The 19,919-nt window shown below is 71.3% G+C and carries 19 protein-coding genes and 1 riboswitch; of the genes, 11 read left to right on the forward strand and 8 right to left on the reverse strand.

Annotation, left to right across the window (positions count from 1 at the left end):
• Nucleotides 1-31: 31 nt before the first annotated feature.
• A complete protein-coding gene (gene otsB / locus ACLQ2N_RS22710) occupies nt 32-868 on the forward strand; it encodes a trehalose-phosphatase (RefSeq protein ID WP_425815848.1) in 837 nt (278 codons plus the stop codon).
• On the opposite strand, the gene ACLQ2N_RS22715 is transcribed toward otsB, so the two are convergent.
• Together ACLQ2N_RS22715 and ACLQ2N_RS22720 are read right to left on the reverse strand one after the other, a co-directional pair.
• Nucleotides 865-2,256 carry an alpha,alpha-trehalose-phosphate synthase (UDP-forming) gene (locus ACLQ2N_RS22715; protein WP_425815850.1) on the reverse strand — a complete coding sequence of 464 codons (1,392 nt, stop codon included), beginning with the start codon at nt 2,254-2,256 and terminating at the stop codon, nt 865-867. The genes otsB and ACLQ2N_RS22715 overlap by 4 nt on opposite strands.
• A 64-nt stretch (nt 2,257-2,320) precedes the next feature.
• Entirely contained in the window at nt 2,321-3,259 is a 939-nt protein-coding gene (locus ACLQ2N_RS22720) for a glucosyl-3-phosphoglycerate synthase (RefSeq protein ID WP_425815852.1), read from the reverse strand.
• Between the two features lie 153 nt (nt 3,260-3,412).
• A riboswitch (SAM riboswitch) is annotated at nt 3,413-3,539 on the forward strand.
• 17 nt (nt 3,540-3,556) lie between these two features.
• Here ACLQ2N_RS22720 and thrC point away from each other — a divergent pair.
• The 4 genes from thrC (at nt 3,557) to groL (ending at nt 7,702) form a co-directional block, all read left to right on the forward strand.
• Nucleotides 3,557-4,849: a threonine synthase gene (gene thrC / locus ACLQ2N_RS22725; protein WP_425815854.1), complete on the forward strand. Its 1,293-nt coding sequence runs from the start codon at nt 3,557-3,559 to the stop codon at nt 4,847-4,849.
• Between the two features lie 28 nt (nt 4,850-4,877).
• Nucleotides 4,878-5,156 (forward strand): MoaD/ThiS family protein, encoded by a 279-nt coding sequence (locus tag ACLQ2N_RS22730; RefSeq protein WP_425815856.1) that lies wholly within the window; start codon nt 4,878-4,880, stop codon nt 5,154-5,156.
• A 355-nt stretch (nt 5,157-5,511) separates the two neighbouring features.
• The gene (locus tag ACLQ2N_RS22735; RefSeq protein WP_003967346.1) at nt 5,512-5,718 is read left to right on the forward strand and encodes a cold-shock protein; all 207 of its coding nucleotides are present in this window, start codon (nt 5,512-5,514) and stop codon (nt 5,716-5,718) included.
• Between the two features lie 361 nt (nt 5,719-6,079).
• The gene (gene groL, locus ACLQ2N_RS22740; RefSeq protein ID WP_136201462.1) at nt 6,080-7,702 is read left to right on the forward strand and encodes a chaperonin GroEL; all 1,623 of its coding nucleotides are present in this window, start codon (nt 6,080-6,082) and stop codon (nt 7,700-7,702) included.
• Between the two features lie 93 nt (nt 7,703-7,795).
• Here groL and ACLQ2N_RS22745 read toward each other — a convergent pair whose 3' ends face one another.
• Nucleotides 7,796-8,506: a TetR/AcrR family transcriptional regulator gene (locus ACLQ2N_RS22745; RefSeq protein ID WP_425815860.1), complete on the reverse strand. Its 711-nt coding sequence runs from the start codon at nt 8,504-8,506 to the stop codon at nt 7,796-7,798.
• Between the two features lie 124 nt (nt 8,507-8,630).
• Here ACLQ2N_RS22745 and ACLQ2N_RS22750 point away from each other — a divergent pair, with 124 nt between their 5' ends.
• The 3 genes from ACLQ2N_RS22750 to ACLQ2N_RS22760 all read left to right on the forward strand — a co-directional run bounded on the left by ACLQ2N_RS22750 (nt 8,631) and on the right by ACLQ2N_RS22760 (nt 11,881).
• Entirely contained in the window at nt 8,631-10,316 is a 1,686-nt protein-coding gene (locus tag ACLQ2N_RS22750) for a CocE/NonD family hydrolase (protein ID WP_425815862.1), read from the forward strand.
• 99 nt (nt 10,317-10,415) lie between these two features.
• Nucleotides 10,416-11,615 carry a helix-turn-helix domain-containing protein gene (locus tag ACLQ2N_RS22755; protein ID WP_425815864.1) on the forward strand — a complete coding sequence of 400 codons (1,200 nt, stop codon included), beginning with the start codon at nt 10,416-10,418 and terminating at the stop codon, nt 11,613-11,615.
• Between the two features lie 23 nt (nt 11,616-11,638).
• Nucleotides 11,639-11,881 (forward strand): hypothetical protein, encoded by a 243-nt coding sequence (locus ACLQ2N_RS22760; protein WP_425815866.1) that lies wholly within the window; start codon nt 11,639-11,641, stop codon nt 11,879-11,881.
• 198 nt (nt 11,882-12,079) lie between these two features.
• Here the strand turns inward: ACLQ2N_RS22760 and ACLQ2N_RS22765 are convergent, their stop codons facing one another.
• Nucleotides 12,080-13,000, reverse strand: coding sequence for an SGNH/GDSL hydrolase family protein (locus ACLQ2N_RS22765; RefSeq protein ID WP_425816270.1), 921 nt, complete (start codon nt 12,998-13,000; stop codon nt 12,080-12,082).
• A gap of 377 nt (nt 13,001-13,377) precedes the next feature.
• Here ACLQ2N_RS22765 and ACLQ2N_RS22770 point away from each other — a divergent pair, with 377 nt between their 5' ends.
• Nucleotides 13,378-15,447, forward strand: coding sequence for a glycosyl hydrolase family 28-related protein (locus ACLQ2N_RS22770; protein WP_425815868.1), 2,070 nt, complete (start codon nt 13,378-13,380; stop codon nt 15,445-15,447).
• 14 nt (nt 15,448-15,461) lie between these two features.
• Here ACLQ2N_RS22770 and ACLQ2N_RS22775 read toward each other — a convergent pair whose 3' ends face one another.
• Nucleotides 15,462-16,157 carry a VOC family protein gene (locus tag ACLQ2N_RS22775; RefSeq protein ID WP_425815870.1) on the reverse strand — a complete coding sequence of 232 codons (696 nt, stop codon included), beginning with the start codon at nt 16,155-16,157 and terminating at the stop codon, nt 15,462-15,464.
• Nucleotides 16,158-16,242: 85 nt separating this feature from the next.
• Here ACLQ2N_RS22775 and ACLQ2N_RS22780 point away from each other — a divergent pair, with 85 nt between their 5' ends.
• Complete coding sequence (locus tag ACLQ2N_RS22780) at nt 16,243-16,875, forward strand: maltokinase N-terminal cap-like domain-containing protein (RefSeq protein ID WP_425815872.1); 633 nt, start codon at nt 16,243-16,245, stop codon at nt 16,873-16,875.
• Nucleotides 16,876-16,907: 32 nt separating this feature from the next.
• Here the strand turns inward: ACLQ2N_RS22780 and ACLQ2N_RS22785 are convergent, their stop codons facing one another.
• Together ACLQ2N_RS22785 and ACLQ2N_RS22790 are read right to left on the reverse strand one after the other, a co-directional pair.
• Nucleotides 16,908-17,327 carry a PIN domain nuclease gene (locus ACLQ2N_RS22785; protein ID WP_425815874.1) on the reverse strand — a complete coding sequence of 140 codons (420 nt, stop codon included), beginning with the start codon at nt 17,325-17,327 and terminating at the stop codon, nt 16,908-16,910.
• Nucleotides 17,327-17,566, reverse strand: a complete 240-nt coding sequence (locus tag ACLQ2N_RS22790) for a type II toxin-antitoxin system VapB family antitoxin (RefSeq protein WP_425815876.1) — start codon at nt 17,564-17,566, stop codon at nt 17,327-17,329. The genes ACLQ2N_RS22785 and ACLQ2N_RS22790 overlap by 1 nt, the downstream gene beginning before the upstream one ends.
• A gap of 269 nt (nt 17,567-17,835) precedes the next feature.
• Between ACLQ2N_RS22790 and ACLQ2N_RS22795 the strand changes: the two genes are divergently transcribed.
• On the forward strand, nt 17,836-18,852 hold the full coding sequence (locus ACLQ2N_RS22795; protein WP_425816271.1) for a PP2C family protein-serine/threonine phosphatase: 1,017 nt from the start codon (nt 17,836-17,838) through the stop codon (nt 18,850-18,852).
• A gap of 4 nt (nt 18,853-18,856) precedes the next feature.
• Here the strand turns inward: ACLQ2N_RS22795 and ACLQ2N_RS22800 are convergent, their stop codons facing one another.
• Nucleotides 18,857-19,651: a hypothetical protein gene (locus ACLQ2N_RS22800; protein WP_425815878.1), complete on the reverse strand. Its 795-nt coding sequence runs from the start codon at nt 19,649-19,651 to the stop codon at nt 18,857-18,859.
• Between the last annotated feature and the right edge of the window lie 268 nt (nt 19,652-19,919).

Raw genomic sequence — 19,919 nt, forward strand, 5'->3', positions numbered from 1 at the left:
ATCGGCAACGCGGCGGCGCTACGCTCACCGCATGGGCACCCCTCCACACACCCCCGCAGGCCGCACCGGACTCGACGCCATCCTCGCCCGGCCGGCCGAGGCCCTCGTCGCGCTCGACTTCGACGGGACGCTGGCGGACATCGTGCCGGACCCGGAGCAGGCGCGGGCGCACCCCGGAGCCGTGGCGGCGCTCGCCGCCCTCGCGCCGAAGGTCGCGTCCGTGGCCGTGATCACCGGGCGGCCCGCCGACGTCGCCGTGCGGTACGCCGGGGTCGCCGGGGTCGAAGGGCTCGACCACCTCGTCGTGCTCGGGCACTACGGGGCCGAGCGCTGGGACGCCGTGACCGGGACCGTGCACGCCCCCGCCCCGCACCCCGGCGTCGGCGCCGTGCGCGCGGAACTCCCCGGCGTGCTGGCGGAGTCCGGCCTCCAGGGGGAGACCTGGACCGAGGACAAGGGCCGCGCCCTCGCCGTGCACACCCGCCGCGCCGCCGACCCGCAGGCCGCGTTCGACGCGCTGCGCGGGCCCCTCGGCGAGCTGGCCGCGCTGCACGGGCTGATCGTCGAACCGGGGCGGCTGGTCCTGGAGCTGCGCCCGCCGGGCATGGACAAGGGCGTCGCGCTCACCGAGTACGTGCGCGAGATCGGCGCCACGTCCGTGCTGTACGCGGGCGACGACCTGGGCGACCTCGCCGCGTTCGCGGCCGTGGAGAAGCTGCGCACGGACGAGGCGGACCCCGTCCCCGGCCTGCTCGTCTGCAGCGGGAGCGCCGAGGTGCCGGAGCTCGCCGACCGCGCCGACCTCGCCCTGCCGGGGCCGGCCGCGGTCGTGGAGTACCTGCGGGAACTCGCCGGCCGGCTCGGCTAACCGCGGCGCAGCGCCTCCAGCTGGTCCAGGAACCACTGCTGCGGCGGCAGCGCGGTGGCCGCCTCGGCCAGGCGCTCCGTGCGGGCGGCCCGCACGTCGTCCGGGAGCGTCAGCGCCTCGTGCAGCGCGTCGGCCGTCGCGGAGACGTCGTACGGGTTGACCGTGAAGGCGTGCTCGCCCAGCTCCTCGTACGCGCCGGCCTCCCGCGACAGGACCAGTGCGCAGCCCTCGTCGGAGACGACCGGGACCTCCTTGGCGACCAGGTTCATGCCGTCGCGGATCGGGTTGACGAGGGCGACGTCGGCCAGCCGGTACGCGGCGAGCGAGCGGGCGAAGTCGTCCTTGACGTGCAGGACGACCGGGGTCCAGGCGGCCGTGCCGTACGTCTTGTTGATCGCGTCGGCGACCTGCTGGACCTCCGCGGTGTACTCCCGGTAGACCGCGAGGTCCTGGCGCGAGGGGTAGGCGAAGGCGACGTGCACGACGCGTTCGCGCCACTCGGGGCGTTCGTCCAGCAGGGTGCGGTAGGCGTGGAGGCCCCGGACGATGTTCTTGGACAGCTCCGTGCGGTCGACCCGGACGATGGTCTTCCGGTCGGGCCCGATCTGCTCGCGCAGGGCCGCCATCCGTTCGTCCACGTCCGCCTCGTGCGCGCGGCTCCGCAGGAATCCGGCGTCGGCGCCCAGGCCGTGGACGCCGACGCGGGTGTGGCCGGTGCCGCCCAGGATCTCCGTGCAGCAGCCGATGAAGGCGTCCGCCCAGCGGCGGGTCAGGAAGGCGGCGCGGTCGGCGCCGAGGATGCCGCGCAGCAGCTGTTCGGCGATGTCGTCGGGGAGCAGCCGGAAGTAGTCGACGGGGGCCCACGGGGTGTGCGAGAAGTGGCCGATCCGCAGGTCGGGGCGGAGCTCGCGGAGCATGCCGGGGACCAGCGAGAGGTGGTAGTCCTGCACGAGGACCGCCGCGCCCTCGCCCGCCTCCTCGGCCAGCGCCTCGGCGAAGGCGCGGTTGTACGTCTCGAAGGAGGCCCACTGCCTGCGGAACTCCGCGTCGAAGACGGGCTCGACGGGCGTCTGGTAGAGCATGTGGTGGACGAACCACAGCACGGAGTTGGCGATGCCGTTGTACGCGTCGGCGTGCACCCCGGCGTCGATGTCGAGCATCCGGACGCCCGGCTCGCCGACCCCTCGGCGCACCGCCTCGCGGTCGCCGTCGCCGAGGGCGGCGCAGACCCACATCTTGTCGTCGACGGCGCTGAGGCCGGAGACGAGTCCGCCTCCGCCCCGTTTCGCTTCGAGGGTGCCGTCGTCGCCCAGGGCGTACGAGACGGGGCCGCGGTTGGACGCGACGAGGACCTGGGCAGCGGGCTGGGGGGCGTGCTCGGAGACCATGGCCGGAATCTAGCCCGAACCCGATCCGCCCAAACGTACGAAGTCGGACGGGATGGGGTCGTGATCAGGCCGCGTGGCGTGTCACGTACTCCTCGATCTCGCACATGGGCGGCCTCTCCTGCGTGTCCACCGGGTAGGTGTGCGGAACGAACCCGTCCGGTCCCCGTTCGAACTGGGTCAGCGCGGGCCGCACCAGATGGCCCCGGGAGAGCCGCACCTGCGCGGTGCGGTAGATCGCGGCAGCCATCCGACCGAGCGCCTGGCCGTCCTGGTGGCGGTGGACGCGGACGCCGACGTCCACCTGCGCGAGGGCGTCGAGACCCACGGTGTGCAGCGCGTCCACGAGCAGGCCGAGCTCGACCCCGTAACCGACCGGGAACGGCAGCCGCTCCAGGAGCGAGCGGCGTACGGCGTACTCGCCGCCCAGCGGCTGGACGAAGCCGGCGAGGAGCGGCCAGTGCAGGTTCAGCAGGGGGCGGGCCACCAGCTCGGTGACGCGGCCGCCCTGGCCGGGCAGCTCGCCGAGCGGCCGGTCGTACATCGCCTTGACGAACTGCACCTCGGGGCGGGCGAGCAGCGGGCCGACGATGCCGGAGACGAAGTCGGCCGAGAAGTCCTTCAGGTCCGCGTCGATGAAGCACAGGATGTCGCCGCTGGTCACCAGGAGCGACCGCCACAGCACCTCGCCCTTGCCGGGGACGGCGGGGAGGCGGGGCAGGATCGCGTCGCGGTGGACGACGCGGGCGCCCGCGCGGCGGGCGACCTCGGCGGTGGCGTCCGTGGAGCCCGAGTCGATCACGACCAGCTCGTCCACCAGCGGAACGCGCTCCATCAGCTCGCGCCGGATCGTCGCGACGATGTCCCCGACGGTCGCGGCCTCGTTGAGGGCCGGTAGGACGACGCTGACGCCCGTACCGGTCGCGGCGGCCCGCACGCTCGCCGGCGGGTGGTCGGCGGCCGACCAGGAGCGCCTGGTCAGCCAGCGTTCGACCTCTTCGAGCACCGTCGATACTCCCTGTATGTGATCCATCTCGCGGTACGGACGGCTATCTCACCCGTCCGGTCCTTCGGTTACAGTCTTGAACAACGCGGACGGCCCTCGCATGCCGGGGTCGGTCCGCCGACAAACGCGCGGATCCATGATCCGTCGCCACAGCGCTCATCCAGAGGGACAGAGGGAACGGCCCGTTGAAGTCCCGGCAACCCTCCTGCCGACCGCGAGGTCAGGTGGGGAAGGTGCCAATTCCGTCTCACGGCGAAACGCGTCGTGAGGAAGATGAGGAGAAAGGGCCTCGCCATCATGGCTGTTGAGACTGTCGCAGCGAACACCGAATCTTCCGTGGACCTCGGTCCCGCCGCGGCCCTTTCCTGCCGCGAGTGCGGTGAACGGTTCGCACTGGGACCCATTTTCGCCTGCGCGTCCTGTTTCGGGCCGCTCGAAGTGGCGTACGACCTGCCGAGCGGCTCCCCCGACGAGCTGAAGAAGCGCATCGAGGCCGGCCCGAACAACATCTGGCGTTACGCGCCGCTGCTGCCGGTGCCCGCCGATGTGGCCGACAAGCCCAATCTCAACCCCGGCTTCACCAAGCTGGTCAAGGCCGACAACCTCGCCCGCGAGCTGGGTGTGACCGGCGGCCTGTACGTGAAGGACGACTCGGGCAACCCGACGCACTCCTTCAAGGACCGGGTCGTCGCCATCGCCGTCGAGGCCGCCCGCGCCTTCGGCTTCACCACGCTCTCCTGCTCCTCGACCGGCAACCTCGCCGGAGCGGTCGGCGCCGCCGCCTCCCGGGCGGGCCTGCGCTCCTGCGTGTTCATCCCGCACGACCTGGAGCAGGGCAAGGTCGTCATGGCCGCGGTGTACGGCGGTGAGCTGGTCGGCATCGAGGGCAACTACGACGACGTCAACCGCTTCTGCTCCGAGCTCATCGGCGACCCGCTGGGCGAGGGCTGGGGCTTCGTCAACGTCAACCTGCGTCCGTACTACGGCGAGGGCTCCAAGACGCTGGCGTACGAGATCTGCGAGCAGCTCGGCTGGCGGCTGCCCGACCAGATCGTCATCCCGATCGCGTCCGGCTCGCAGCTCACGAAGATCGACAAGGGCCTCCAGGAGCTGATCAGGCTCGGCCTGGTCGAGGACAAGCCGTACAAGATCTTCGGCGCCCAGGCCGAGGGCTGCTCCCCGGTCTCCACCGCCTTCAAGGCCGGTCACGACGTGGTCCGCCCGCAGAAGCCGAACACGATCGCCAAGTCCCTCGCGATCGGCAACCCGGCCGACGGCCCGTACGTCCTGGACATCGCCCGCCGCACCGGCGGCGCCGTCGAGGACGTGAACGACGAGCAGGTCGTGGACGCGATCAAGCTGCTGGCCCGCACCGAGGGCATCTTCGCTGAGACGGCGGGCGGGGTGACGGTCGGCGTGACGAAGAAGCTGATCGACGCCGGTCTGCTCGACCCGGCGCTCACCACCGTCGTCCTGAACACGGGTGACGGCCTCAAGACGCTGGACGCGGTGGCCGACACCTCACAGGCGACCGCCACCATCCGCCCGAGCCTGGACGCCTTCCGCGCCGCCGGACTCGCCACCAGCTGACCACCCGAGACTTCAGGAAGGCACCGCCATGAGCGTCAAGGTCCGCATTCCCACCATCCTCCGCACCTACACCGGCGGCAAGGCCGAGGTTCCGGCCGAGGGCGCGACCCTCTCCGAGGTCATCGCCTCCCTGGAGAAGGACCACCCGGGCATCGCCGCGCGCGTGCTGGACGACCAGGGCAAGCTGCGCCGCTTCGTCAACGTGTACGTCAACGACGACGACGTGCGCTTCGAGGGCGGCCTCGACGCGGCGACCCCGGACGGTGCCGGCGTCTCGATCATCCCCGCCGTGGCCGGCGGCTGCTGAGCCCACGGCCGCGCAGCGTCACCGTGATTGCCCCCTCCGCGACAGAAGCGGAGGGGGCAATTCTGCATGGTTGAGCGGGGTAGAGTGTGGGAAGTCCCCTTCGCTGCCCGTGCCCCCCGCATATGAGAATGCGCCGCGCCACGATCAGAAGCAGCCAATGTGCCGGACTCTCTTGTTCCATAAGTCACCTTTGCCGGGCCCGACTTGCCCCGCAAGCTCATGGATTCCCCGTATTCGGGCGATCGGTGCTGCGCAGAATTGTCGTCCGATTGACCTGTCGCACAGGGCAGTTGGGCAGATACATTCAGCCGCGGTCGACGCGCTTCGGCGCACACACGTTACAGGGGAGTTAGGCATGGCTCAGGGCACCGTCAAGTGGTTCAACGCGGAGAAGGGGTACGGCTTCATCGCGGTCGACGGTGGTGCGGATGTATTCGTCCACTACAGCGCGATCCAGATGGACGGGTACCGCACCCTCGAAGAAGGTCAGCGGGTCGAGTTCGAGATCTCGCAGGGCCAGAAGGGGCCGCAGGCGGACATGGTCAAGCTCGCCGTCGGCTGAAGCGCGGCACGGCACGTCGGCCGCGACGCCACGCACGTACGAAGGGTCCGTACCTAGGGGTACGGGCCCTTCGTCGTGCCCGGGGGTTACCGGGGGCGGGGGTTGTCCCCGTGCCGAGGCCGGCGCTTGCGCCCTCCCGTCGCCGGACCGCCACCCCTCAAGGAGCCTTCGGCGCTTGCACTCAACGGGGTCGAGTGCTAATCATTGGGCTTAGCACTCTCCAGGTGAGAGTGACAGAATTTGGACCGGGCCGGTGAGGCCCGCAGGCCAGGCGGGAAGGAACCGCAGGGCACGCAGGCCGTCCGTCGCGGGCGCCACTCGGTCCGGAGCAATCCACCCCTGTCCGGGAGGACCACTTCACATGGCCAAGATCATCGCGTTCGACGAGGAGGCCCGGCGCGGTCTCGAGCGCGGCATGAACCAGCTCGCCGACGCCGTCAAGGTCACCCTTGGCCCCAAGGGTCGCAACGTCGTCCTCGAGAAGAAGTGGGGCGCCCCCACGATCACCAACGATGGCGTGTCCATCGCCAAGGAGATCGAGCTGGAGGACCCGTACGAGAAGATCGGTGCGGAGCTGGTCAAGGAGGTCGCCAAGAAGACGGACGACGTCGCCGGCGACGGTACGACCACCGCCACCGTTCTCGCCCAGGCGCTCGTCCGCGAGGGCCTGCGCAACGTGGCCGCGGGTGCGAACCCGATGGCTCTCAAGCGGGGCATCGAGAAGGCCGTCGAGGCCGTCTCCGCCGCCCTCCTGGAGCAGGCCAAGGACGTGGAGACCAAGGAGCAGATCGCTTCGACCGCCTCCATCTCCGCCGCCGACACCCAGATCGGCGAGCTCATCGCCGAGGCGATGGACAAGGTCGGCAAGGAAGGCGTCATCACCGTCGAGGAGTCCCAGACCTTCGGTCTGGAGCTGGAGCTCACCGAGGGTATGCGCTTCGACAAGGGCTACATCTCGGCGTACTTCGCCACCGACATGGAGCGCATGGAGTCGTCCCTGGACGACCCGTACATCCTGATCGTCAACTCCAAGGTCAGCAACGTGAAGGACCTCCTTCCGCTGCTGGAGAAGGTCATGCAGTCCGGCAAGCCGCTGCTGATCATCGCCGAGGACGTCGAGGGCGAGGCCCTGTCGACCCTGGTCGTCAACAAGATCCGCGGCACCTTCAAGTCCGTCGCCGTCAAGGCCCCGGGCTTCGGCGACCGCCGCAAGGCCATGCTCGGTGACATCGCCATCCTCACGGGCGGCACCGTCATCTCCGAGGAGGTCGGCCTCAAGCTGGAGAACGCCGGTCTCGACCTGCTCGGCCGCGCCCGCAAGGTCGTCATCACCAAGGACGAGACGACGATCGTCGACGGCGCCGGTGACAGCGACCAGGTCCAGGGCCGCGTCAACCAGATCCGTGCCGAGATCGAGAACTCCGACTCGGACTACGACCGCGAGAAGCTCCAGGAGCGCCTGGCGAAGCTGGCCGGCGGCGTGGCCGTCATCAAGGCCGGTGCCGCGACCGAGGTCGAGCTGAAGGAGCGCAAGCACCGCATCGAGGACGCGGTGCGCAACGCCAAGGCCGCCGTCGAGGAGGGCATCGTCGCCGGTGGTGGCGTGGCTCTGCTCCAGGCCTCGGCCGTCTTCGAGAAGCTGGAGCTCTCGGGTGACGAGGCGACCGGCGCGAACGCCGTCAAGCTCGCGCTGGAGGCCCCGCTGAAGCAGATCGCCGTCAACGGTGGTCTCGAGGGCGGCGTCGTCGTGGAGAAGGTGCGCAACCTGCCGATCGGTCACGGCCTCAACGCCGCGACCGGCGAGTACGTCGACATGATCGCCGAGGGCATTCTCGACCCGGCGAAGGTCACGCGCTCCGCCCTGCAGAACGCCGCGTCGATCGCCGCGCTGTTCCTCACCACCGAGGCCGTCATCGCCGACAAGCCGGAGAAGGCCGCCGCGGCCGCTCCGGGCGGCATGCCGGGCGGTGACATGGACTTCTGATCCCGACGGGTCAGCAGTTCCAGCAGTACCAAGACACCGGCCCCCGGGGATTCGTCCCCGGGGGCCGGTGTCGTTGTGTGTGCGCGTACGGGCTCAGCCCGCGTCGAGGCCGTCCACGAGGCGGGTGAGGAAGCGGTCGAACATGGCGTCGGGGGTGACGGGCCGGCCGGCCGTCGCCAGGGCCTCGGCCAGTTCCGGATGGTCGCCGTCCGCCGCGACCTCGGCCAGATAGAGCGCTTCGGCGGCGGCCCGGCCGGGGTCCTGGGCAGCCCGGGCCCGGCCGACCTCGTAGCCCACCTGGGCCGCCACGAACGAGGTGAGCTGGGCGAAGACCTCCAGGCGGGCCGCCCCGTCGAGCCCGCTGGGCCGCAGGGCGGCCAGTGCGTGCTCCACGAAGGCGAGCGTGCGGGGGCCCAGGGACCGGCGGGCCTGCACGGCGGCGGGCAGCCAGGGGTGGCGGAGCATGTTCGCGCGCTGGTGGCGGCCGATGGTCTTGAGGTCGGCGCGCCAGTCGCCGGTGAGCGGGTCCGACGCGGGCAGCTCGCCGGAGACGTGGTCGACCATGAGGTCGAGCAGCGTCTCCTTGTCCGGGGCGTAGCTGTACAGCGACATGACGCCGGCGCCCACCTCGGCGGCGACCCGCCGCATGGTGACCGCGTCGATCCCCTCGGCGTCCGCGACGGCGACGGCGGCGGCCGTGATCGCCTCGCGGCTGAACGCGGGTCTGCGCCCGCGCCGGGGCCGGTCCTGCTCCCGCCACAGCACGCGCGGATCAATGCCTCCGGCCCCTTCGGTGCGGGTCACGTTCTCAGCCTCTCTCACCCGGGTCGCCTCCACGGCCCATCCAAGCATCCAGTATTCTCGTACGCAGTACGAGAATAGAGTGCGGGCTGCCGCACCGCCGCATGACGTACCGATGGAGGCGAAGATGACCCGACCGACGCCCGACGCCCGCCCCCGGGCCGCATGGACGCCGTCGTCCGCGAAGCCGCCGCTCGCCTCCCGGCTGATGCGCGCCTCCTGGCGCGGGCTGCCCGCCGCGCGCTACAAGGTGGGCGTGGAGCGCGGTCTGGCGGTCCCCGCCGCCGACGGCAGTCCGCTGGTCACCGACCACTACTTCCCGCGCGCCGAGGGCGACTTCCCCACCCTTCTGGTCCGTACGCCGTACGGACGGGGAGTGCCGTGGTCCCCGCAGTACGGCATCCTCTTCGCCGAGCAGGGCTTCCATGTGGTCCTGCAGAGCTGCCGGGGCACCGGCGGTTCGGGCGGTGCCTTCCACCTCTGGCGCAACGAGCCCGCCGACGGCCTGGCGGCGGTCGCCTGGCTGCGCGAACAGCCCTGGTTCGACGGGCGGCTGGGCACCGCCGGCCCCAGCTACCTCGGGTACGTCCAGTGGGCGCTGGCCCTCGATCCGCCGCCGGAGCTGAAGGCCATGGTGGTGCAGGTGGGGCTGCACGATCCGTACGCCCTCTTCCACACGGACGGCGTCCTCGCCCTGGAGACCGCGCTCGCTGTGGGCGCCGGCATGACGTATCAGCACCGGGGCATGGGCCCGTTCGTCCGGGCCACCCTGCGCCTCCAGCGCCGGGTGCGTTCCGCCGTCACCGCGCGTCCGCTGCGCGGGGCGTACGCGGACGCGCTCGGCGGGGAGATCCCCTGGCTGGACGACGTGATGGCCCACCCGGACGCGGACGACCCGTACTGGGAGGGCGCGTCCCTGGCCGGGGCGGCGGACCGGGCGGCCGTGCCCGTCGCCCTGATCACCGGCCGGCACGACGCCCTCGCGGACCAGACCTTCGCGCAGTACGGCCGGCTGCGCCGGGCGGGCGCCGAGGCGTCCCTGCTCGTCGGCCCGTGGACCCACACCTCGGCGCTCCAGGCGGGCTGGGCCGAGGTGTTCACCGAGTCCCTGGCCTGGCTCCGGGCCCACCTGTGCGACGACCCGTCCGGTCTGCGCCCGACGCCGGTGCGGGTGCACGTGGGCGGCGCGGAGGCGACGGTCCGGGACCTGGACGCGTGGCCTCCGGAGGCGTCCACGGCTTCCTGGTACCCGACCGCCGACGGCCACCTGACCCGCGAGGCCCCCACGGACACCGCCCCCGTCGCCTCCTTCCGCCACGACCCGGACGACCCGGTGCCGACGCTGGGCGGTGCGCTGCTCTCCCGTACCGCCGGGGCGCGGGACAACGCGTCGTCGGAGGCGCGCGCGGACGTCCTGACGTTCACCGGGCCCGTCCTGGACGCACCGCTCACCGTCCTCGGCCCGGTCTCCGCCCGGATCAGCGCCTCCACGGACACGGGGTACGGCGACGTGTTCGTCCGGCTGTGCGACGTGGACCCGGAGGGCCGCTCGGCCAACGTCTGCGACGGTCTGGCCCAGCTCCGCACCCCGGGCCCGGACCCGGTCCACGTGACGGTCCCGATGACCCCCACCGCCCACCGCTTCGCGCCCGGCCACCGCATCCGCTGGCAGATCAGCCCCGGGCCCCACCCGCGCTACGCGCTGAACCCGGGCACGGGGGAGCCCCGGACCGACGCGACGGAGTTCGTACCCGTACGGGTGACGGTGCACGCCGACTCGGAGCTGACGCTGCCGGTGGGGGCGACCGGGTAGGGGTACGCGCCTGGCCTCCCCTGTCAGTCCCGGGTGATAGACATACGACTGGCCCTCGTGAATCAGGCCAGTAAAATAGATTCAACAAGGAGGTGCTTCGTGGATCTCGTACGTGTGGGGGAGCGGATCCGCCGCGAACGTGAGCGCGCTGGGCTCAATCAGCGTGACCTCGCGCGACGCGCCGAGCTCTCCCAACCGACCTTGACCCGTATCGAGACCGGCGCGCGCGCCAACGTGACGCTCGCGGAGTTGGACCGCCTCGCCGTCGCGCTGGACATCCCGGTACGGCTGCTCACCAGTGGCGACCCGGTACGCGAGAGGGTCCAGATCGCGGCCAGAACCGACGAGGTGACGGTCGCGGAACGTGAGGAGGCGCTTCGGCGCACCCTCGAAGTGCTGGAATTGGATGCCCGTCTGGACAAGCTGGGGACGAACACTACGCAGCGGCGAAAGCCGCAGGGGAGTCTGCAGATCCCGGACGAGCAGCTTCCGGGGGAGGAGCAGGCCGGCGAGCTGGCTGAACGGGTCCGGGCAGCTCTTCATCTGGGCTGCGCCCCCATCGCCGATGTGGATGAACTGATTGAGCAGCTCACCGGTGTGGACACAGCGGTACTGAGGCTGCCGAAGGGCGCCGAAGGATTCACCGCCACCGATCCTGCTCGCGATACGACGCTCATCGCTGTCCGCGCATGTGACGTGCCTGAACGGCAGCGATTCAGTTTCGCTCACGAACTCGGGCACTTGTTGTGGAATGACGGTGCCCAGGTTCATGCGCTGAACGACGGAAGAACCCCGGGCGAGAGACGCTGTGACGCCTTTGCCCGCAACCTCTTGGCGCCGAGGGAAGGCATCAGGTCGTGGCTGTCCGCCGAGAGGTTTCCGGAGGGTGGCCGGATGGACGAGCGTACGGCCGCGCTCCTGGCCCGCCACTTCCGCGTCAGCTTTCCCGTCATCCTCATTCAGCTGGAGGAGATGTCGCTCGTCACGACCGACGAGAAGAACGGCCTGCGGGGCCCGACCGGCGCGCAGTTGGCGCACCGTTATGGCTGGGGCCCGGCGTATGAGCAGGAGAAGGACGCCGCCCAAGCCGTACGAGCTCCCAGGCGCATTCTCGAACGGGCCGTTGATGCCTATCGGCAGAACCTCTTGGGGGTGCGGGCTCTGGCCATGCTGGAAGGATGCAAGCCGGAAGAAGCCGAGGCCCGACTCACGGAAGCCGGCATCGTCCCCGATCCCCCGACTCCCAGGCGAGCCAACGTGTCCCGGCTGGTCGCCCGCGGTCTGGCGAAGCACGAGTAAAGCAACCCCGCCGGGGGCACGAAGTGCTCGTCGCCATCGACGATCAGGGCGGCCAAGCCCTTGCGGCCGATCGGGACCTGGAGGTCATGACCGTCGAGGACGTACTGGTGATGGCCATTGAGTTCGGCCACTTCTCCACCGAGGGGGATGTGAAGAACGTGTACGGAAAGCTCCGGAAGTTCGGCGACGGACTTCCCTCGTACGCGCAGACGTCCCTGGCCATCTGCTACAAGGACTGGCGCGGCCGGCAGTCGGAGGAGAGCTGAGCGCTCCGGCACGAGCAGTGGCTCACCTGCGCCGGGGACGAGCCCGATGAGGCCGAAGGAAGCCGAAGGTCCCGCCGGACGCAGCCGCCGGGACCTTCGTGTCGCCTGTGCAGGCGGGTGCTGACGTGGGCTCCGCCCTGCGTGGGTGATCCGCGCCCCGCACCTCAGGGTTCATGCGCCGCCCGTCCGCCGGATGGATCAGTGGTGCCCGGCGCCCCGGCCCAGCGTCTTCAGGAGCGCCTGGGCCATGACCTCCTCGCCCTTCGCGTTGGGGTGGGCCGGGGCGGCGGGCGCCGCGGGGCTCAGCGGTTCGATCCACCGGTCGGCGGGCGCCTTGCACATGTCGTGGCCCACCGTCGGGCCGTATGTGTCCACGTAGTCGGCGCGGTTCAGCAGCGCCACCGCCCGCAGCATCAGGTTGAGGCGCTTCTCCGTGTCCCGCAGGTAGGGGAAGTCCTTCGCGGCGAACGGGACCTGGGGGTAGCAGCCGGTGCCGTCCTCGGGGAGGAGGTCCGGGTAGCCGACGACGACCACGCGCGCGTGGGGGGCCTTGCGGTGCACTTCCCGCAGTACGCGCGCGACCTTGGGCGCCGTCTGGAGGATTTTCAGCGTCAACTGGTCGTGTCCCGTGGCCCCGTAGTACTGCTGACAGGGATTGCCGGTGAGGTCCTTGGCGCTGAGGGCGGCGCAGGTGCCGATGATGGAGCCGAAGCCGACGTCGTTGCCGCCGATCTGCAGGGTCACGAGGTCGGTGTCGCGTTTCACCGCGTCCAGCTGGGGTCCGTTGGTGCCTTGGGCCTGCCACATCTCGGCGGTCGTCGCGCCGCCGCAGCTCACGTCGGTGAACGAGGCGACATGGCGCTCGCGCGCGGTGATGGACGGGTAGTTGTGGTCGGACCGGGCGCAGTTGGCGTCGACCTGCGTGGGTATCAGGGGCCCGGAGGTGTAGGAGTCGCCCAGCGCCACGTAGGAGGAGCGGGGTGTTCCGTGCGCGCCCCCCGTCGCGGCTGATGCCGTGCCGGTGAAGCCGGCCGTGAGCGCGCAGCTGCTCAGCGCGGCCAGCGCGACGGCGGTGCGTCGCTTGGATACGGCCCTGCCCGGACGCGTGCGGTGGATCATCATGCCCTCCCCAGAAATTCCGACAGTCCGCGGACGGGCAGCGGTGACCGGGGCGCACAGGGCGTCAGAAGGCGCGCCCGGCCGCTCGGCGGCTCGTGCCCGGCGGACCCAACCACGTCTGTATACCGGCCAGTAGGCCGTGAGACCAGTGATCGGACTCAGTCCGAACGAGGGACTGGAGGCACCCCGCAAACCTTGCGCTCTGTACGCAAAAAATCGATCTGGCTATGTATCTGTGCTGCACTCACGCGGAAAATTCGCGCACGGAGCTTGTGTGCGGGCAGGCGCCCGCCCTACTGTCGCCTCACCCATGACGGCGGCGATTCCCCACGCGCGCACGGCCGTTGGCACCCAGGACTCAGAGAAACGGGTATGCGATGTCACGGAAGATCGCCGCGGTCGCGGCGGCGGTGCGAAGACCGCGCCGGGCCGGGCTGTACGCGTCCGCGGTCGCCTCGGTGACCGCGCTCGCCGTCGGGTTCGGGGTGCTGGCCGGGGCGCCCGCGCTCGCCGGGCCCCGGCCCGCCGCCGCTCCGGCCCCGGTCGTCACGCGCGCCGCCCTCGATCCCGCGCTGGTGCGGGGGCGCGGCGCGAAGGTGGCGTTCGCGGAGCAGGAGGCCGAGAACGCGGTGACCGACGGGACGGTGATCGGCCCTGACCGGGACGCGTACACGCTGCCGTCCGAGGCGTCGGGCCGCAGGGCGGTGAAGCTGGCGCCCGGGCAGCACGTGGAGTTCACGCTGCCCGCGGCGGCCAATGCCGTCACCGTGCGCTACAGCATCCCGGACGCGCCGGGCGGCGGCGGGATCACGGCGCCGCTCGACGTCTCGGTGAACGGCCACAAGCGGTCCACGATGACGCTGACCTCGCGGTACTCCTGGCTGTACAACCAGTACCCGTTCTCCAACGACCCGGGGGCCGGGCTCCTCCACCCCGACTGGTGGATCACCGAGTGCGGCTGTGTCCCCGCCGACACGACGCCCGCCCCGGTCGTGGACAAGCCGTTCCGGCCCAGCCACTTCTACGACGAGCAGCGCCTCCTGCTCGGCCGTACGTACCGCGCGGGCGACACCGTACGGCTGACCGTGCCGGCCGGGAGCCGGGCCGCGTGGACGGCGATCGACCTGCTGGACTCCGAGCGGGTCGGGCTGCCGCACGTCGAACCGCTCGCCGCCAACGTCCTCGCTTTCGGGGCCGACCCGACCGGGCGGCGGGACGCGGCGGGGGCGATCGAGAGGGCGATCGCGTTCGCCCGGCGCGCCCAGCTGAAGGTGTACATCCCGCCGGGGACGTACCGGGTGGACCGGCACATCCTCGTGGACGACGTCACGATCACCGGCGCGGGCAGCTGGTACACGAAGATCAAGGGCCGTGAGGTCGCGCTCGCCGAGCCCGCCGCCGACGGGTCCACGCACACCGGCGTCGGCTTCTACGGGAAGCCGGCGGCCGAGGGCGGCAGCCGCGACGTGCATCTGTCCGGCTTCGCCATCGAGGGCGACGTGCGCGAGCGCATCGACACCGACCAGGTCAACGCGATCGGCGGCGCGATGAGCGATTCGACCATCAAGGGCCTGCACATCAGCCACACCAAGGTCGGCATGTGGTTCGACGGCCCGATGCGGAATCTGAAGGTCTCCGACACCGTGATCGTGGACCAGATCGCGGACGCCATCAACTTCCACACCGGCGTGACCGATTCACGCGTCACGAACACCTTCGTGCGCAACTCGGGCGACGACGGCCTCGCCATGTGGGCCGAGAGGACCACGAACGCCCGCAACACCTTCGACCACAACACCGTGCAGACCCCGGTCCTCGCCAACGGCATCGCGATCTACGGCGGCAGCGACATCACCGTCTCCGACAACCTCGTCGCCGACCCGGTCCGCGAGGGCAGCGCGCTGCACCTCGGCTCCCGCTTCGGCGCCGAGCCCTTCGCCGGGAAGGTGGACCTCGCCCGCAACACCACCGTCCGCGCGGGCACGTTCGAGCTCAACTGGAAGATCGGGCTCGGCGCGCTGTGGGTCTACGCCCTGGACCGGAGCATCGACGGCGCGGACATCCGGGTGACCGGCAACGACTTCCTGGACAGCACGTACAACGCGATCATGCTGGTCTCCGACTGGGCGGTGAAGGACCGGTACGCCATCGAGAACATCCACTTCAAGGACATCCGGGTCGACGGCACGGGCACCTCGGTGCTGAGCGCCCGCGCGGCGGGCGGGGCCACCTTCGAGAACGTGGACGCGCGCAACGTGGGCGCGGTGGGCGTCAACAACTGCGGCTCGTTCAACTTCCCGGCGACCGGTTCGGAGTTCGGCCTGACGGACCTGGGCGGCAACGACGGCGGCTGGCTCGCACCGTGGCTGCTGCCCCGCACGATCACCTGCGACGACCGCCCGGCGGTGGTCCCGCCCCCGGCGCCGGGTGCCTGGTCGGAGTCGTAAAAAACGCAGTCGGCTCAGTCGGTGGCCGGTCCGGGCGGGCCGGCCACCCCTATGCACGCCTCGTTGCCCTCGGGGTCGGCGAGGACCCAGTTGTGCGGGGCGTCCGCGTCGTTCAGCAGGCGGCCCCCGGCGGCCAGGGCCGCGGCGATCCGGGCCTCGGCCTGGTCGTACGGCACCCACACGTCGACGTGGACGCGGTTGCGCTGGGGGCGCGGGGCGTCCATCCGCTGGAAGTAGAAGGGGGCGCCGCGCCGGCGCGGGTCGGCCAGGTCCTCGGGGCTGCCGGCGCGGTGCTCGTAGCCGAGCAGGGCGCGCCAGAACGCGACCACGGCGGGGCCGTCGAGCGCGTCGACGGTGACCTGCACGGTCTGGATGAAGGACGGGTCCGGGGTGAGGCCGAGGGTGCGGGCCGCCTCCGATATCGCCCGGGCCAACTCGACATGACGAGCGGTCATGCCGAAGTACTCGTCGGTGAGGGTGATGAGCCGTACCGTCACGCCGTCCCGCCGCACGTCGATGTCCGGGTGGTCGTCGCCGAGGTCCGGCAGCTCGCCGATGGCCTGGACGAAGCGCGTACCGGCCGCGAACGAGCCGCCGGTGCGCCAGTACGCGCACGCGCCCTCGCCGACGACGCGCCAGTCCTCCAGGCCGGCGGTCTCGTGGAACTGCTGCGGCCTGATACGCACGGTGGCGTCGCTCCCGGAAGTCATAGGCTCAACGTAGCGCGCGGGTCCGACAACGGCCCCTGCGCGCAGGGAAACCAGCTGTTCACGCGACCCACGGGAGACCTCCGGCATGGCCGTCATCCACCGCACCACCCTGTCGCCGACCAAGCTCGAACTGCTCACCGCCTGGCTTCCGACCCGCCCCTGGTACGCGGGCTCCACGAGCCCGTCCCTTGTCAAGTCCGGCGGCTTCCGCCTGGACGACCCGCAGGGTGAGGTGGGCATCGAGTTCATGGTGGTCACCGACACCTCGGGCGCCGGGCCGGTGCCGTACTTCGTGCCGCTCACCTACCGGGGCGCCGCACTCGAAGGCGCGGAGGACGCGCTCATCGGCATGACCGCGCACGGTGTGCTCGGGAAGCGCTGGGTGTACGACGGCTGCCAGGACCCGGTCCTGGTGGCGCAGCTGCTCGCCCTGCTGGACGGCCGCGTGGAACCCCAGGCCCAGAGCGTCAGCGACACCCCGGACCCGACGATCACGCACGCCCGCACGGGCGCCCCCCTCGGCCCGGCGGCCTCCGGGGCGACGGACACCCCGGAGGGCACGGACCTGCCCGTCCCGGGCATCACCCTCCACGTGAATCGCGTTCTGCACGCCGCCGCGGACGCCCCGGAGGGCACGACGGGGCACATCTCCGGCCCCTGGCGCACGCCGGAGGACGCGGAGGTGCGGGGGGTGTTCGCGGAGGTGCGTCCGGCGTAGGGGATCGGGAGTCCCGGCTCAGAAATCCCGGCTCACCGGTCGGCGCTGCCCGGGGGGACGACCCATTCGGCGGGCTGGCCGGTGAGGGAGGCGATCATGTCGAAGTCGCCGTCGTAGTGCAGGACCGTGAGCCGGTTCAGCTCCGCCGTCGCGGCGATCAGCAGATCGGGCAGCGACAGCGCGCGGTGGAAGCCGGCGTGGAGGGCGTGGCGCTGGACTTCCAGGGCGCGGGCGAAGGCGTCGTCCGTCACGTGCAGGTAGTCGAAGGCGTGCAACCAGGTGCTGATCCGGGTCGCCTCGGAGCCGTCCCGGGCGGAGTGGACCATCTCGTACTCGGTGGGCCGGCAGACGGCCAGCAGGTACCGCTCGTGCAGCGGCTTGAGCACCTGCTTGACGGCGGGTTTCGTCCACCGTGCCAGCGCGGACTTGTCGATCAGGTAGCGGTCCTGCATCAGGCGGCTCGGCCGCCGCGCTTGAGGCTTCCGTCGGTGTCGCGGGGGCCGGTGTTCTCGACGATCTCGCTGAAGTCGAACTCGCCCGCGTCCATGGCGTCGAAGCCTTCCTGGCGCAGGTGGCGCTTGACCGCGTCCTCCATGGCGAGTCGCACCGCCTGAGCCTTGGTCTTGGTGCCGAATATGCGCATGGCCTCGACGACCATGGCTTCGTCGAGATCGATGACGGTCCTGGCCATGTTCGTGCTCCTTGCTCGCGACCCTGACGAAATGATATCGCCTTCTCTGGTTGCGCGATATCGCTTCGGATGCCTCGTCGTCGTGGGTGATCGCTGCGGAGTCGCCCCGTGGACCCCCGGGCGTGGCTCGTCCGGACGCGCCCGCTGCCCGGAAGTCCGATTCATGCCCTTCGTGACATTCTGGGATGGGTCGAGTGGCGCGGAGGTGGGTCGTGGGAAGGCGCTGGAGGCGGGTCGTCGGCTCGCCCGATGCTCTGCCGGTGGGGATCATGCTCGGGACCGCGGTCGTGGACGCGCTGACCGGGCCCGAGTACAACCTGCTGCCCGTGTACGCGGCCGGGCCCGCGCTCGCCTCCGCGCGCGGGACCGTGCGGAACGTCGCCGCGATGGGGGGCGTCGCTCTCGCCCTGTGCCTGCTCTTCGCGTGGAAGGCCGATCGCTTCGGGAATCTGCGCATGTGGGTCGCCCTCGCGGCCATCGTGTACGTCACCCTCGCCTCCGCCTACGCGGCCGGGGTGCGCCGGAAGGTGGAACGGCGGCTGATCGACGTCGGGGATGTGGCGCGCACGCTGGAGGACGTGCTCCTCACCCCGGTCCCCCCGGAGCTCGGGCCGGTCCGGCTGGGCACCTCGTACGTCTCCGCCGGCCGCGCCACCCGCATCGGAGGGGATCTGTACGACGTGGAGTCGTGCCCCGACGGCGTGCGTCTGGTCGTCGGGGACGTCCAGGGCAAGGGCCTCGAAACCGTCCGCTGCGCCTCGGTCGTCCTCACCGCCTTCCGGGAGGCCGCCCCCGGAGCCGGGCAACTGGCCGACGTCGGCCGTCGCATCGAAGCGGCCCTGGAGCGCAGGACGGACGGTCAGCGCTTCGTGACCAGCGTTCTCGCGCAGATCGGGCAGGACGGCGGTCTGCTTGTCCTCAACCACGGCCATCCCCCGCCCCTCCTCCTCCCGCGCGACGGCGAGGCCGCGTCCGTCGAGTCGGGCGAAACCGTCCCGCCGTTCGGGCTCGCGGCCCTGGCGGGCCCGGCCGACCTCCGGGACAGCGTCGCCCGCGCCACCCTGCACGTCGGCGACAGGCTGTTCTTCTACACCGACGGCCTGAGCGAGGCCCGCGACGACGAAGGACGCTTCTACCCCGTCCGCGAGCGCGTCGCCCCGCTGCTGGCGGCCGGTGAGCCCGGCGAGGCGCTCCGCCGCGTACGCGCGGACGTCGCCGCGTTCTCCGGCGGCCCGCCCGACGACGACTCGGCGCTGCTCCTGGTGGAGTTCCGGGGGTCCGCCTGACCGGTCAGCGTGTGGGGCGGTCCGACTTGGGGATCAGGCCCGCCCGTACGGCCCGGGCCTTGGCGCGGACCTGCTGGGCGGGGAGGGCCGGGGTCGGGCGGGCGGGTCTGCCCGCGCACGCGCGGCACTTGCCGCCGGGGAGCGCGTCGGCGGTGCCGGGGGCCCGGCACTCGCTGCATTCCAGAGTCCGCAGGACCGGGTGGGGCTCACGGGCCGGGGGCAGCTTCGTCTGGAGGCGCTTGGCCACGAAGGCCGCCGGGTGGTGGACCGGGTGCGGGAGGCCGGTGGTGAGGGCCCGGAGGAACTCGGTCTCCGTGGCCCCCCTCCGCAGCCACTCCGACGCCTGCGGTTCCAGTGCCACGCAGTCCCTGTGCGACAGCGACAGGGCGGGGGCCGTGCGGCCCAGCGCCGCCAGCAGGATGAACGCCCTGGAACGCGTTTCCCGCCGGGCCTCCTTGGGTACGTCGCCCCGGCTGAAGCCCGCCCACCAGGTGTCGTCGCGCGCGGTGCGGGAAAAGAACGTCCGGGTGACCCACAGCAGGTTCACCCCGCTCGCCACGCACTCGCTGCCCCGGCGCAGGTGCCCCGCCTCCTGAAGCCGGTTCAGTGATGTCCGGATCGCGCACTGCCCGTACGGAAGCGTCTTGGCCAGCGCCTTCACGGAGATGTCGGCGCCGTCGCACAGCCCGTCGATGTACGCCGCGATGGCCGCGTCACGGGGATCGAGGTGCGTGAAGTCCTCACCCGTACGGGGGCGTTGGTCCGGGGCGGAACGTTTGCCGTAACCGGGGTTCGCCATCGGGTGGTCGGGGAGGGGTGCGCTACTAGACTGGTCGTCAGCCATCTGATCGTCTCCGTCAGCCTTCGATCGAGGTGGTCAGGCCCCTGGCGGTGTGCCAACACCGGCGGGGGCCGTCTTGTGGTCTATGTCCTCGCTGAAGCTAGAACGTGCCTACCGTCCGTCGCAACTCGATCGCGAAAAGTGAACCCCTGCGGGTAACGGGGGCGGGTGGGTGGGTACAGGCCCACCCAACCAATCCATTCAAAGAGCGCTCGAAACTCGCGGC

Source organism: Streptomyces sp. DT224 (assembly GCF_049844595.1).
GTDB lineage: Bacteria > Actinomycetota > Actinomycetes > Streptomycetales > Streptomycetaceae > Streptomyces.